This window comes from Pseudomonas putida, assembly GCF_050989985.1.
GTDB classification, from domain to species: Bacteria; Pseudomonadota; Gammaproteobacteria; order Pseudomonadales; family Pseudomonadaceae; genus Aquipseudomonas; species Aquipseudomonas putida_AI.
Genome location: NZ_CP158815.1, coordinates 2400339 through 2414311, shown reverse-complemented (window position 1 = coordinate 2414311; position 13973 = coordinate 2400339). Strand labels below are relative to the sequence as shown.

The 13973-nt window shown below is 61.0% G+C and carries 10 protein-coding genes; 6 read left to right on the top strand and 4 right to left on the bottom strand.

Annotated elements, in window-relative coordinates; translation table 11 throughout:
- Window positions 1-281: 281 nt before the first annotated feature.
- Window positions 282-899: a TetR/AcrR family transcriptional regulator gene (locus tag ABTV29_RS11185; RefSeq protein WP_433770168.1), complete on the bottom strand. Its 618-nt coding sequence runs from the start codon at window positions 897-899 to the stop codon at window positions 282-284.
- Window positions 900-1060: 161 nt separating this feature from the next.
- Here ABTV29_RS11185 and ABTV29_RS11180 point away from each other — a divergent pair, with 161 nt between their 5' ends.
- Window positions 1061-1501 (top strand): hotdog fold domain-containing protein, encoded by a 441-nt coding sequence (locus ABTV29_RS11180; RefSeq protein WP_433770166.1) that lies wholly within the window; start codon window positions 1061-1063, stop codon window positions 1499-1501.
- Window positions 1502-1643: 142 nt separating this feature from the next.
- Here ABTV29_RS11180 and ABTV29_RS11175 read toward each other — a convergent pair whose 3' ends face one another.
- Complete coding sequence (locus tag ABTV29_RS11175) at window positions 1644-2366, bottom strand: GNAT family N-acetyltransferase (protein ID WP_433770164.1); 723 nt, start codon at window positions 2364-2366, stop codon at window positions 1644-1646.
- Between the two features lie 492 nt (window positions 2367-2858).
- On the opposite strand from ABTV29_RS11175, the gene ABTV29_RS11170 reads away from it, so the two are divergent.
- The 3 genes from ABTV29_RS11170 (at window position 2859) to ABTV29_RS11160 (ending at window position 8584) form a co-directional block, all read left to right on the top strand.
- Window positions 2859-6227, top strand: coding sequence for an Ig-like domain-containing protein (locus ABTV29_RS11170; protein WP_433771836.1), 3369 nt, complete (start codon window positions 2859-2861; stop codon window positions 6225-6227).
- Window positions 6228-6377: 150 nt separating this feature from the next.
- Window positions 6378-7484, top strand: a complete 1107-nt coding sequence (locus ABTV29_RS11165; RefSeq protein ID WP_433770162.1) for an alkene reductase — start codon at window positions 6378-6380, stop codon at window positions 7482-7484.
- A gap of 212 nt (window positions 7485-7696) precedes the next feature.
- Entirely contained in the window at window positions 7697-8584 is an 888-nt protein-coding gene (locus tag ABTV29_RS11160) for a LysR family transcriptional regulator (protein ID WP_433771835.1), read from the top strand.
- 1 nt (window position 8585) lies between these two features.
- Here ABTV29_RS11160 and ABTV29_RS11155 read toward each other — a convergent pair whose 3' ends face one another.
- The gene (locus tag ABTV29_RS11155; protein WP_433770160.1) at window positions 8586-9812 is read right to left on the bottom strand and encodes an MFS transporter; all 1227 of its coding nucleotides are present in this window, start codon (window positions 9810-9812) and stop codon (window positions 8586-8588) included.
- Window positions 9813-10158: 346 nt separating this feature from the next.
- Between ABTV29_RS11155 and ABTV29_RS11150 the strand changes: the two genes are divergently transcribed.
- Together ABTV29_RS11150 and ABTV29_RS11145 are read left to right on the top strand one after the other, a co-directional pair.
- The gene (locus ABTV29_RS11150; protein WP_433770158.1) at window positions 10159-12288 is read left to right on the top strand and encodes a C1 family peptidase; all 2130 of its coding nucleotides are present in this window, start codon (window positions 10159-10161) and stop codon (window positions 12286-12288) included.
- A complete protein-coding gene (locus ABTV29_RS11145) occupies window positions 12285-12698 on the top strand; it encodes a hypothetical protein (protein ID WP_433770156.1) in 414 nt (137 codons plus the stop codon). Before ABTV29_RS11150 ends, ABTV29_RS11145 begins: the two co-directional genes overlap by 4 nt.
- 21 nt (window positions 12699-12719) lie before the next feature.
- On the opposite strand, the gene ABTV29_RS11140 is transcribed toward ABTV29_RS11145, so the two are convergent.
- Window positions 12720-13823 (bottom strand): DUF3616 domain-containing protein, encoded by a 1104-nt coding sequence (locus tag ABTV29_RS11140; protein WP_433770155.1) that lies wholly within the window; start codon window positions 13821-13823, stop codon window positions 12720-12722.
- Window positions 13824-13973 lie beyond the last annotated feature (150 nt).

Below are 13973 nucleotides of genomic sequence, written 5' to 3'. Positions count from 1 at the left end.
TGTACTGAACCCCTATCAAGCCCACCGCCTGCTTCATGCGCATCTTGAGCCTCAATGGCTCCACTCCTCCCCATCAAAGAGCTTTGAGGCTCTTTTTTAACCCTCGCAAAACCAGACATTGAAAAGCCCGGCCTTAAGCCGGGCTTTTTTGCTTTCTCAAGACCACCACCATCCCTGTAGGAGCGAGCCTGCTCGCGAAAAACCCGAGAGCGCCGCCGGGTACCTGATTTCACGCGTCATCGTTCACGACCATCGCGAGCAAGCTCGCTCCTACAGGGTATTTATTGCCAGCAAATCGAGCGCCACGCCGCCTCGGCCAGCACATCGCGGTAGGCCTTCGGGCTGCCCTTGGTCCGCCCCGACAACCAGGCGCGGCAGTAGCTGTCGGCCTGGCCGATGATCAGCGATAGCAGCAATTCGGAGGGGAAACTCCCCATTTCACCGCGGTGTGCCGGATCGGACAGCCATTGCAGCAGCACTTTGTTGCGCGCCTTGTTGCGCTCGGCGAGTTCGTCCTTGAACGGTCCCTTGGTCACGGCAAATCGCGCGTGATACTGAAAACGCGCCCATTCCGGCTGGCTGTCGACCCAATCCACGTAGCTGTGCACCAGTGCATACACCCCGGCCTGCGCGGTGCCGGCGTCGGCCATGTAGCTGTCGCGCAGCCGGGCCTGGTCATCCAGCGCGGTGAAAAACAGCGCGGCCACCAGGCCTTCCTTGTTGCCGAAATGATGGTAGATCGCGCCGACGCTGGTATCGCATTCGGCGCGGATCATGTCGATGGTCGTGGCCTCGATCCCCTGTTCGTTGAACAGCTGCAAGGCCTTGCGAAAGATGTCGCGCTTGAGCTCGGCGCGGCGGCCGGGATAGCAGCGCTCGAGTAAATCCGAAGTTTCCATACTGAACACAGACCGAAAATCATGGGTGGAGGCTGGCGGCTGCCAACGCAAACGTGGCGCTAGGTTGACAGATTTCCCGCCGACAGAATACTGTTCCGTCACAGAATATTGTTCTGTTACCGAGCAACATTCTGCAAACCACCCATCACAGAGGCCTTCACATGAGTCAGTTCCTCAGCATGTTCAACAGCGCCGGTCCCCAGGCATTCAGCAAAATGGCCTGCCAGGTGGCGCCCTATTTCTCCACCATCAACCCGCTGGTCACCGACCTGCGCGAACGCTGCGCCACCGTGCAGGTGCCGTTTGCCAAAGAGATCACCAATCACCTGGGCACGGTGCATGCGATTGCCATGTGCAATGCCGCCGAGCTGGCGGCGGGGATGATGACCGACGTGTCCATCCCCAAGGGGGCGCGCTGGATTCCAAAGGGCATGACGGTGGAGTACCTAGCCAAGGCCAGGACTGACCTGACGGCGGTGGCTGATGGCGAGGGGCTGGACTGGAGTAGCGAAGGCGACAAGATCGTGCCGGTGGATGTTCACGATGTTGAAGGCAAGAAGGTGTTTACGGCGCGGATTACGATGAATGTGAAGCTGGCCTGATCCCAGGCTGGATGCGGTTTACTTGTGGGAGCGAGCCTGCTCGCGATGGCGGTGTGTCAGGCAATACATGTGTCGACTGACATACCGCTATCGCGAGCAGGCTCGCTCCTACAGTGGATCTGTGGCATTGAATGACCCGCGATTAGACCAGGCGTAAACGAGGCCCACTGACAGGCACCGCATCATCCCCCAACCGCTCACGCACAAACGCCTGAGCCTTGCGCGTCAGTTGATCCAGATGCCGGTCACGCTGCTTTTCCGCATCCTGCATCGCCCGTTTGCCGTGTTTTTGCAGCAGGTAGGTATGAATCTGCCGCACCTCGAGCGAGCTGTAGATCGACGCCACGTCCAGCAGCGCCATCAAGCCATCGCTGCCGTGGTCGCGGGTGTTCATCAGCACCTGGGTCGCGCGCACACCCACCACTTGAAAACCCATGGCCTCGAAGTACGGCACCTTGGCTACCGCACAGGTCAGTTCGGCATGGGGGTAGCGGGCGACCATCTCGCGCAGCATCCGGCGGGCGATGCCCTGGCGCCGATGGCTGGCGTGCACCGCCATGTAGGCCACGCCACACGCCTCGGGGTCGTCCTTGAGCGGCAGGTACAACAGGAACCCTGTGACCTGCTCCGGGTCGTCCGGATCGGTGGCGACAATCAGCTCCACATCGATCCCTTTGGCCCCGTTCAACGCCTCCAGATACAGGTGAACTTCAAAGCCGATCGCGTATTGATAGACGTTGTAGAGCAGGTTGCTCGGCGCGATCGCGACCATGCTGATGTCGGTCAGGTTGTCGACCACCATCTGCAGGATCTGGCTGTTGATGTGCTCGGGGCACGGGGTCTTGAAGTGGCTGATCTGGGGCATTGCGGGGGGACGGCTCCGGGGGGCGATGGCTGCGTATCATAACCTCGCGGACATCATCCTTCGTCAGTCTTTTCACCAGCGGCCAGTCGCTGTTGCGACACAACGAATGACCGCCATCGAGGAGGAAAAAACCTGATCAAAACCTTATCGATAAAGCCTCTCATTCTGCTTAAGTCAAAAAACCGCCGAAATTCATTACCCCGCAATTGGGGAAAGCAACCCACTGAAAATAGCTGGTTTTTCCCCGCAATTGAGGAATATGCCCCACTACCCCCAACTCCCCTCCTCACCCCCAGATTACACATTTGGAAACAACTAACTAATTAGTTTGAACTTTTTCCCAGACCAGCAGCCCGGCTCGTCTGTTGCATGGGCCCTTTTACCCGCAGCAGCTGTCGTCCCGATAGAGGGCGGTGGGTTTCGCCGATATGGCATGACGCGAGGGGTCCCAACATGAAACCTGTCAAACCGCAATCCAAAACAACCCGCTATATGCGAAGGTCCGGAGTGACCTGCGCGGCGATGCTCATCACCCTTGCCTCGGCCAACGCCTCCCCGCTCGACGATGAAAGCCAGCCACCGCCAACGGACCCCTCGGCCTACTCCAACCCACCCGCCACCCCGGTAGAAGCGGCTGCCGCGCTGGAAGCCATCAAAGGCATGCCGTCAGCCAACCAGGGCTCGATCGCCCTGCCCAACGGTGTGTTCGGCAACCGCGATACGCCGCGTGCCGAGAACGTGCTGCCCCCTGCCCAGCAGACCTCGTTCAACTACCCCACCAACGGCAAACCCAGCCCGTTGTTCGGGGCGCAGCCGTATACCCAGCAACTGCTGCTGTTCGAGGAATTCGGCACGGAAAAACTCGACCCTACCCTGCCGGCACCACCGCTGACTTTCCCGGTGCCCACCGTCGGCCCGGCGCCAACGCAGGACCCGGAAAGCATCGCCCGCAGCGGCCCTTCGAGTACGGCACTGGAAAACTTCATGCGCCAGCCCGGCCTGTACCCGTTCCCGACGCAGTACTCCAACGTGCTGGACCGCAACCCGTGGAAAAGCCAGATCGAAGCCTTCCTCAACCGCCATCCGGTCGGCTCGCCGGCCGAGGGTCGTCCGCCAGGAAAAGGCTGGTCCCATCAGCGCTGGAACGAGTTCTACCCGCAGGTCGCCTTCAAGACCGTGCAAGCAGGCGCCAAGCTCAACGGCGGCATGCGCGATCGCAGGCAACTGCACAACTATGCCGTGGGTGAGTTCGCCCCGGGCGGGCTCTACTATCAGACCTCGGACATTCCGACCACCAAGGGCACGACCAAAGGCATCGACACCCGTTTCCACCCCAGCATGCCGATTCAGAACCACAAGGCGCTGTGGACCTTCGACGGCACCTTCCCGGCAAAACTGTTGATGGTGCGTTACGGCCAACCCGTCCTGATGCGTCACTACAACGCCCTGCCGATCGACCCTGCGGCCAACATGGGCTTCGGCCTGCATACCATCAGCACCCACGAGCACAACGGACACAGCCCGGCGGAAAGCGACGGCTACACCAACGCGTTTTTCTTCCCCGGCCAGTACTACGACTATCGTTGGCCGATGCAACTGGCCGGCTACGACACCATCAACACCAAGGCCGAAGATCCCCGTGCGGCGTTCCCCTGCGCACCGGGCGAAACCCTGTTCGTCAATGACGCCACCCCGGGCCTCAAGACCTGCCAGAACGGCACGATCAAGATCCGTGGCGACTGGCACGAAACCATGAGCACCCACTGGTTCCACGACCACATGCTCGATTTCACCGCGCAGAACGTCTACAAGGGCAACGCGGTGATGATGAACTACTACAGCGCCATGGACCGTGGCAACGAAGCGATCGAAGACGGCGTCAACCTGCGCCTGCCCAGCGGTACGGGATTGCCCTGGGGCAACCGTGACTACGACGTCAACCTGATGGTGGCCGACAAGGCCTGGGATAAGAACGGCCAACTGTGGTTCAACCCGTTCAACACCGACGGATTCCTCGGCGATCAGATCCTGGTCAACTGGCAGTACCAGCCAACCCTGAAAGTGCGCGCGCGCAGCTACCGCTTCCGCATTCTCAACGGCTCGGTATCGCGCTACTTGAGGATCGCCCTGGTGCGTGAAATCGCCGGTACCGGCGGCGAATTCCCGGGCCCGGCGGGCTCCGGGGTGTCCTACACCCGCGTGCCGTTCCACATGATCGCCAACGACGGCAACCTCATGGAACACACTGTACCGTTCGACGGCAGCATGGACCTGGACGGCGATGGCGACTTGCAGAACCACAACGCGATCCTGCCGACCCAGGGCATCGCCGAACGCTTCGACATCATCGTCAACTTCGCGAAAAACGGGATCAGCACCGGCGACAAGCTGTACTTCGTCAACCTGATGGCGCACCAGACCGGCAAGGGGCCGGAAGACACGCCCCTGACGCTGGCCGATGTGCTGTCCGGGAAATACAAGGCCGTGCTCAAGCAAGGCAGCAAGGGGCTTGAGTGGGACCAGGGCGACCCGACCGTAGGCAAGTTCATGCAAATGGTGGTTTATCCTTACACCGGCACCGACGTCAGCATGAACCCTGCCGATTACGAGCCACCGAAACCGGGCAAGGCGGCGGGCAAAGTCATGATTCCGCTGACCCTCAACCGTGATGATCCGGTGGTCCAGGCCAAGCTGAAACAGGCACGCCATCGCGAGTTCATCTTCGGCCGTTCCGACGGTACAGACGAAGCGCCATGGACCATCAAGACCGACGGCGGCTTTGGCTACAACATGGACCCACGCCGGCTCAGCGCCGCCCCGCAACTGGCCAACGGCCCGACCGATGCAGGGTTCTCCGGTGACGGCACCCTGGAAGTATGGAAAATCAAAAACGGCGGCAACGGCTGGAACCACCCGGTTCACGTGCACTTCGAGGAAGGCATCATCATCAGCCGCGACGGCAAGGCGCCACCGGAATGGGAAAAATGGGCACGCAAGGACGTGTATCGCATCGGCGAGGGCATCGACAGTTCGGTGGATGTGGAAATGGCGATCCACTTCCGCGAATTCGCCGGGACCTACATGGAGCACTGCCACAACACCCAGCATGAGGACTCCTCGATGCTGCTGCGCTGGGATATCGAGCATCCCGGGCAGTTCCAGTTGATGCCAACGCCGCTACCTGGCTGGGACGGTGTCACCTACGTCAACTCTGCCGCACTGCCAACCTTCCGCACCGGTGGCAAGGAAGACGACAACCAGGGCGACAACAAAAAACCCGTGGCCAACCCGGACAGCGCCACCAGCAACAACGGGCAAGTGGTGACCATCAACGTGCTGGCCAACGACACCGACCCGGACGGCAACCTGCCGCTCAAAGTGGTGGGCCTGAACCAGCCGGACTCCGGCAAGGGTACGGTCAGTACCGACGGCACCCGTGTGGTCTATACCCCACCGGCCACCGCCCCCGGACCGTTCACCGCGACCTTCACCTATCAGGCCAGCGACGCGAAGAATGCGGTCTCTGACCCGGCAACCGTATCGGTGGCGGTAACGCCAGCGCCGACGGTCAACGAAGACTTGCTGGTAACCAGCGCTTCGGTCCAGGTGCGCAGCAACAACCGCTACACCTGGGACCTGTCCGGTACCACGTCACGGGGCTCGGGTAACACGGTGATGGTGACGGTGACCACGACGGCCGGACCGCTCAACCTCGGCAGTGCGACCCTCACGCCGACCGGCACCGGAGCACGCTGGCGGCTGACGGTCAGCCTCACCGGCGCCGGCCCGAGCGCAAGCCCGACCGCGACCATCACTTCGGGCTATGGCAAAACGGTGACGGCACCGATATCCGTACGCTGACGTCACCTCGACTGGCGCCCGGTCCATGCAATGTGGACCGGGCGTCGCTCGATTACGGAGTGATCCGTCCATAGAGAGCGGAACCCTGGGCCGTTTTTCTCCACAATCGCTTTGCCTACAGTTGCCTCCAGATTTTTATTGGAGGTCACCATGAAACACCCAACCCTGCTTTCCAGTATCCAGATCGGCCCACACGCCCTCTCCCACCGCGTCGTCATGGCGCCCCTGACTCGCATGCGCTCGGAACCCGGCGACAAACCTGGCGCCCTGATGGCCGAGTATTACTCCCAGCGCGCCAGCGAGGGCGGCCTGATCGTTTCCGAAGCCACGGTGGTCTCGCCTACCGGCAACGGCTACCTCGGTTCGCCCGGCCTGTACGACGACGCGCAGATTCCCGGCTGGAAAGCCGTTACCGAGGCGGTTCACGCCAAGGGCGGACGGATTTTCCTGCAACTGTTCCATGCCGGCCGCCAGTCCCACAGCGACATGCAACCCGACGGCGCGCAGCCTGTGGCGCCTTCGGCGGTGCAATACAACGGTGTGGCCTACACCGCCAACGGCTGGGTGCCGAGCACGCCGCACCGCGCGCTCGATACTTCGGAAGTCGAAACGCTGGTAGAAGACTTCCGGCGAGCTGCGCAACGCGGTCTGCAGGCCGGTTTCGACGGTGTGGAAATCCACGGCGCCAACGGTTACCTGATCGACCAGTTCCTGCAGGACGGCAGCAACCGGCGCACCGATGCCTACGGCGGAACCATCGCCAAGCGTGCGCGGTTTCTGCTGGATATCACCCGCGCGGTGATTTCGGTCTGGGGCAACGAACGCGTGGCGGTGCGCCTGGGGCCAAGCGGCAGTTTCGGCGACATGAAAGACAGCGATCCCGAGGCGCTGTTCGTATATGTCGCGCAACAGCTGGCGCCGCTGAACCTTGCCTACCTGCACCTGATCGAGCCTCGCGTAATGGGCAACTCGATCGATGAAAGCAAGGACCAGAACCCGGTGGCGGCACAGTTGATCCGCCAGCATTACACCGGCCTGATCATCGCTGCCGGCGGCTTCACCGCCGAATCCGCCGAGCGGATCCTGCAAGCGGGCGACGCCGACCTCGTGGCCTTCGGTCGCGACTTCATCGCCAACCCGGACCTGCCGGAGCGCATTCGTCATGGGCGGCCGTTGAATGCCTATGACCGGGACACCTTCTATGGCGGTACCGAGGTGGGGTTCACCGATTATCCGTTCTATCAGCAAAGCGCCTGATTTTTCGCTGAATTCAATACCGTCATCGCGAGCAGGCTCGCTCCCACACTGGATCTGCGTCGAGCACAAATGATGTGTTCACTGCAGATCCCTTGTGGGAGCGAGCCTGCTCGCGATGGCGGCACCCCGATCTGCAAGCCCTGCCCTTTGCATTTCCCCCTCCCCGCTCTACTCTGCCTTAACCCCCTCTAACACCGAGCACACCACACATGATGGACAGCCTCAGCGGTATTACGGCCTTCATCCAGGTGGCCGAAACCCGCAGCTTCACCGAAGCCGGGCGCCTGTTGGAAATCTCCGCTTCCGCCGTGGGCAAGAGTGTGGCGCGCATGGAGGAACGGCTGGGCGTGCGCCTGTTCCACCGCAGCACTCGCAGCGTCACCCTGACCACCGAAGGCGAGCTGTTCCTGGACCGCTGCAAACGCATCCTCAGCGAAGTTGAAGCGGCGCAGATGGAACTGCTGGAGTTGTCCGCCACGCCACGGGGCAAGGTGCGCATCAGCGTGCCGATCCAGAACGTGTTGATCATGCCGGTGCTGGCCGGGTTCATGCGGGCCTACCCGGATATCGAGCTGGACGTGGACATGTCCGACCGCATGGTGGACGTGATCGAGGAAGGCTTCGATGCGGTGATCCGCACCGGCGCGCCGCAGGATTCGCGGCTGATGGCGCGCAAGCTGGGGGGCTATCAATTGCAGTTGGTGGCATCGCCCGCCTACCTGCAACAGCACGGCGAACCGACACACCCGGATGACCTGATCAACCACGTGTGCCTGCTGCACAAGTTTCCGGCCACGGGGATGATCGAGCGCTGGCCGCTGCGCATCGGCGAGACGCACATCGAGCCGAATCTGTCGAAGGCGCTGACCTGCACCACGATGGACCCGCTGACGTACCTGGCGATGGATGGGGTGGGAATTGCCTGCCTGCCGGATTTTTCAATCCGCCAGCCACTGGCCGACGGCAGGCTGAAGGTGGTGCTGGACGATTACACCGATCACACCGGCAACCTGTGGATGCTCTGGCCTGCGTCGAAGCAGACCGCACCGAGGTTGCGGGTGTTGATCGACTACTTCAAGGACAACATTCTCAAGCGCTGACTCAGCGATGCAGTGCCTGGGCAATCGGCGTCTTGCCGACGCCAAAGCCCAGCATCACCACCAGCCCCAACAGGCCAAACCCGGCACCCAGCCACAGGGCCGAAGGTACGCCCAGGTGATCCACCATCAGGCCGCCGAACAACGAACCCGAGGCAATCGCCACCTGGAACATGGTGACCAGCATCGCCGAACTGGCTTCCGGCAATTTCGGCGATGTCAGTTGCATCCAGGTGCTCACGCCCAGGGGAATCGCCCCGTAGGCCACGCCCCACGCCAGCACCGCCAGGGCCACCACCGCACTCGAACCCCGCCACTGCGGCAAGGCCAGCTGGGCGATCACCATCAACAGCACCACCGCCCCCAGCGACAGCCGAAGATGCTGCGCCACGCCCCTGGCCATGGCGAAATTGGCCAGCATGCCGACCACCCCGAAGCCCAACAGAATCGAAGTGATAGCCGAGGTCGAGAACCCCGCTTCACGCCCCAGAAACGGTGCGATGTAGGTGTAGGCCGAGAAGTGCGCAGCCACCACCAGCGCCAGCAGCAACATGCTGCGCCGGGCGGTTTTACGCGCCAAAAAATCCAGCAGTGCGCGCACCGGCAAACCCTCGCGCGACGGCAGTGATGGCAGGGTCAGGCCCTGGGCGACCAGCGCCAGCAACGCCAGGGCCGCGGTGACCGCGAACGACACGCGCCAGGAAAACACATCACCCAGCCAGGTTCCGAAGGGCACGCCAAACACGGTGGCCAGGGTGATGCCGGCGAAAATCAGTGCCGTGGCTTTCGCCGCGTTTGATTCGCTGACCAGGCGCCCGGCCACCGCAATCGCCACCGCCCAGAAACCGCCCAGCGCCACGCCCAACAGTGCCCGGCCCAGCAACATGATCGCCAACGACGGCGCGAGCGCCGCCAGCAGATTGGCAACCACCTGCAACAGCGTCAGCACAAGCAGCAATTGCCTACGATTCATGCGCCCGGCCCCCACCATGATCGCCGGTGCCGCCACCGCCGCGACCAGGCCCGGCACAGTGACCATCAACCCCGCCTGCCCATCGCTGATACCCAGGCTGCGGGCAATGGGCGGCAGCACACCCACCGGCAAATACTCGGTGGTGACAAAGGCAAAGGCACCGAGCGCGACGCTGAACACGGATAGCCAGTCGCGCCTGGAGGACCGTTGGGCTGGCGCGAGCGCGGCGCCGGCCGGTATTGCAGATGTATCGTTCATGGCAAAGCTCCACAGAAATGAGTGGAGCCATGCTAGGCAGGCTGGCAACGGGGAAAAACGGGGTGAGGATCCGGTCTGTGTGGAGCGATGGGTCCGTAATCAGGTGCCCACTACCATCGCGAGCAGGCTCGTTCCCACAAGTGATTCACAGTGAACGCATCATGTGATTGGACGCCGATCCAATGTGGGAGCGAGCCTGCTCGCGATGACGGCGGCCCCTCGTTCAGCCTCACTTGAAACCTGACGCACTTGATCTACCGTACTGTGACGTGCCCATTGCTGGTGCCTGCGTGTCGGTAATGGTCAGTCCCTGAAGCTGCAACTGCCGAGTTTCCAAGGAGCCATGATGGCAACCCCTGCGCGCAAGACTGCATCCACTGCCGCCAGCAAAACCAGGTCTGCAAAAAAGCCCGCCACTACCGTCACCGATAGCCTGAATCGCAGGCGTCCCGTCTGCCCGGATCAACTGGATTTGCGTGACCGGCTCTACCAGCCGCCCGTAGGTTTGCAGCCGGCCAGAATGCTGATGCCGACACTCTGGTTGGGCATCAAGAACCAGTTGCAAACCAATGCCTGCACCGGCTTCGCGCTATCGACCGTGATCGAATACTTGCTCAGCAAAGGCAAACGCGAAAACAAGCCGGCCATCTCGCCCTACATGCTGTACAGCATGGCCCGACGCTACGACGAATTCCCCGAAGCGCCAAACGCCCACAAGGAGACACAAAGCGAGGATCAGCTGATCGACAGTGGCTCGACCCTGCGCGGCGCCCTCAAGGGCTGGTACAAACAAGGTGCCTGTGCGGCCGATCTGTGGCCGGATCTGGACATGCCGCCAGCCACCAACCTTCCCGGCACCGACTGGTGGATCGACTCGGTGCAACGCCCGCTCGGCGCCTATTACCGGGTGGACCCGCTGTCGATCAGCGATATGCACGTGGCCCTCAATGACCTGGGCGTGCTCTACGCCAGCGCCGCCTGCCACTCCGGTTGGACCGTCGCCGCCAGCATGGCGGCGCAATTGGCCACGCCACCGGGCGCCTGGGACGATTACTGGCGCATTCCCTGTCAAAAGGCCGGGCTCGACGATGGCGGGCATGCCTTTGTGATCGTCGGCTACAACGAGGACGGTTTTCTGATTCAGAACTCCTGGGGCACCGGCTGGGGCAGCGCCGGCTACGCGATCCTCACCTACGCGGACTGGCAGTACAACGCCATGGACTGCTGGGCACCGCAACTGGGGGTGATCACCGCCGAACACACGGCGATTTCCGAAGCCACGACCCTGCGTGAAAACCCCGCCGGCAACGTCGTGGTCGCGTCCTCGGAAGTGCTGGCCAATCGGGAAATCAATCCGTTCATCATCGACCTTGGCAACAACGGCGAATTGAGTCAGACCGGCGACTTCCGCACCCGTAAAGAAGACGTGGAAGACCTGGTCGATTTCCACCTTGGTGAAGCGCGTCGGCGCTGGAACCTGTCTGCCTCAGACACTATCGACATCGCCATCTATGCCCACGGTGGGCTCAATGACGAAAAAGCCGCTGCCGCCGCGGCGAAAGAGTGGATCCCCCTGCTCTACGACGCGAAGATTTTCCCGATTTTCCTGATGTGGGAAACCGGGGCCATGACCACAGTGCTCAATCTCATCGTCGATGCCTACAGGCAAGTTCCACGCAGCACCGGTGGGGTATTCTCGGAACTGGGCGACGCCGTCAAACAGTTCTATGACAAGCGCCTGGAGCGCGCGCTGGCCGGCCCGGGTACCCTGTTATGGGGCGAGATGAAACAGAACGCCGATGCCCTTAGCGGTAACCCGCTTAGTGGGTTGCAGATTCTGCACAAGGCGTTTCTCGACTCCGGCAAAATCGGCAAATTCCGCCTGCACCTCATCGGCCATTCGGCAGGCGCCATCGTCCACAGCTTTATCATCGACCGACTCGCCCGAGACGGCCTGCGCTTTGCCTCGCTGAGCCTGATGGCGCCGGCGGTACGGGTAGACACCTTCGAGCGCCTGGTGCTGCCGCACCTGATCAGCAAGACCGTGGACAACTGCCTGCAGTTTTCCCTGACCGATGAGGCGGAGAACCAGGACCCGACGTGCCGACCTTACCTGCGTTCGTTGCTCTATCTGGTTTCGGAATCATTTGAAGCCGGCGTGCGCACACCGATCCTTGGCATGGAGAAATACGTCAGGCCTTCGTCTGTCTTCAATCTACCCAACTTCACCTTCATAACCACGCCCTCCGCCGATTCGATCAATTCGACCCACGGCGGGTTCGACAACGATGTGCCGACGCAAAAAAGGATTGTCGCGCAGGTGCTCAAAAGCAAAGCCAATGTCATCAACCTGTCCGGCGTTGGGGGGGGCAGCAATTGGGCGGGCAAAGCAGCCCCGGCTGCCAAGGCTCCGCGCAGCAAGGCCGCTGCCGCCAAACCGAAAAAAGCGGCAGCACCGAGGGCGAAGAAAGGATGAGCGACCAAGCACCGCCCGGAGCGAGCGAACTGCTCTGGTCCGGGCAGATCTGCTCCTGCAACTACTGGAATGATGTGCCGCTGCCGCTTGAGGGCGGCACGCGGTACTACCTGCGTGCCACGGGCAATTGGCTGGATTGGCACAATGACAGCGACGCCAATGGTTACGACCGCAGCTACATGAACTGGGCAAAAGGCATCCTGCGCTTTCGAGCGCCGGGGGCCACCTGGTTTACCTTGATCGGGTCCATCGATCGCAGCCGGGAAAGTCGATTCGTCATTGGCGACGGTAGCCGCTGGAGTGGCGGATGGGTTGCACCGAAATCCGGTCGATTGAGTTGCTTCGCCAACGACGCTCCAGGGTTTTACTTCAACAACAAAGGCTGCCTCACACTGGAAATCTGGCGCTAGGCAACAGTCTTCGGAGCCTGTTCAGAATCTGAAAAGATCACCCTCTACGCTGCTGTCGGTGCCACGTCCGATCGGGCTGTCGTACACCACCAGCAGCTGCGGTCCGGAGCCATCGGCCATGGAGAACAGTGTCATACCTTCGGCATGGTCGCCCCTTTTACCAAAGGGAACAGCCAGAACCGGTTTCAGATCATCTCGGAATACAACACTGTCCTCTTTTTTACACACGCCATCGACCCAGCGGCTGACCGTGACCGGGCCGTCCAGGTCCATGGTGGGTCCCGCGAGGATCAAAAGATCATTGCCGACCACACACAGATCGCGAATACCCAAGCCACCCAACTGGAGGAAGTGCTTGCGGTAAAGATGACGTTCATCACCCATTTTCGTCAGTTTCAGCCTGTGATCATCGTCCTCGTCCAGGTGCGTCTCGATTTGAAGGATGATCGCCCAACCTCTTAATACCGGCCCACGCAAGCCGATAAACAGACGCCCGTCGGCGATGGCCAGGCCTTCGATGTCAAAGCCGTTATCCTTGCTGGGAATCGCAAAAAAACCAGCCAGGTGCTCATCATGTTTGAGCGCTCGGGTCAGCGCACTCCACGACTGCTCGCCATGTAACTGTGCTGCTGTCCTTTGCGAGTTCGCGTCCGCTTGCACCAGTTTAAGTTCGCCGTCTTCCTCCACCACAGGAATACGCGCCAACAAATAACGATTACCGTCGCTGGTAACATCGCTCAGGCGCTCGATGTTTTTGCCTGGTTTTTTAGTCGAGTCGGGTTGCGTGCGCTTGAGGCTATGGGAACCAATCAACCACAAATACCCTTGATCCTTGTCGTAGGCCAGCCCTTCTATATCGGCCTCTTCGAACTTTTCGTGCGGTTGCGGTGGAGCTGGCAGATTCAGTAATTCGCCCAGTGCAAATTGTCGGTGATCTGCATAAGTTTCGTCTTCCGCCGACCTGCTTTCGAAAGTAAGACGCTCAAGACTGAGTGTTTCGTCATTGGCGAGCCAAAGCGTCAGGCCAATCTGCACAACCGCAGATAATCCGTCACGCAGCTTCTTGTCAATAGCCAGATCAAACCGACTGTTAAATTTAAGCAACACTTTCCCTGTACGACTCATATGAGCCACCCTAAGAAAATTAGTTGGTAACAACGTACAACGCCAAGACCACTCGAACTTCGACAACACTATAGATGCGAGCAACAAACAAATCACTTTCAGCCTGTAGGAGCATCAGGCTTTTTTGGAATAGTGATTAAACCCAACAGC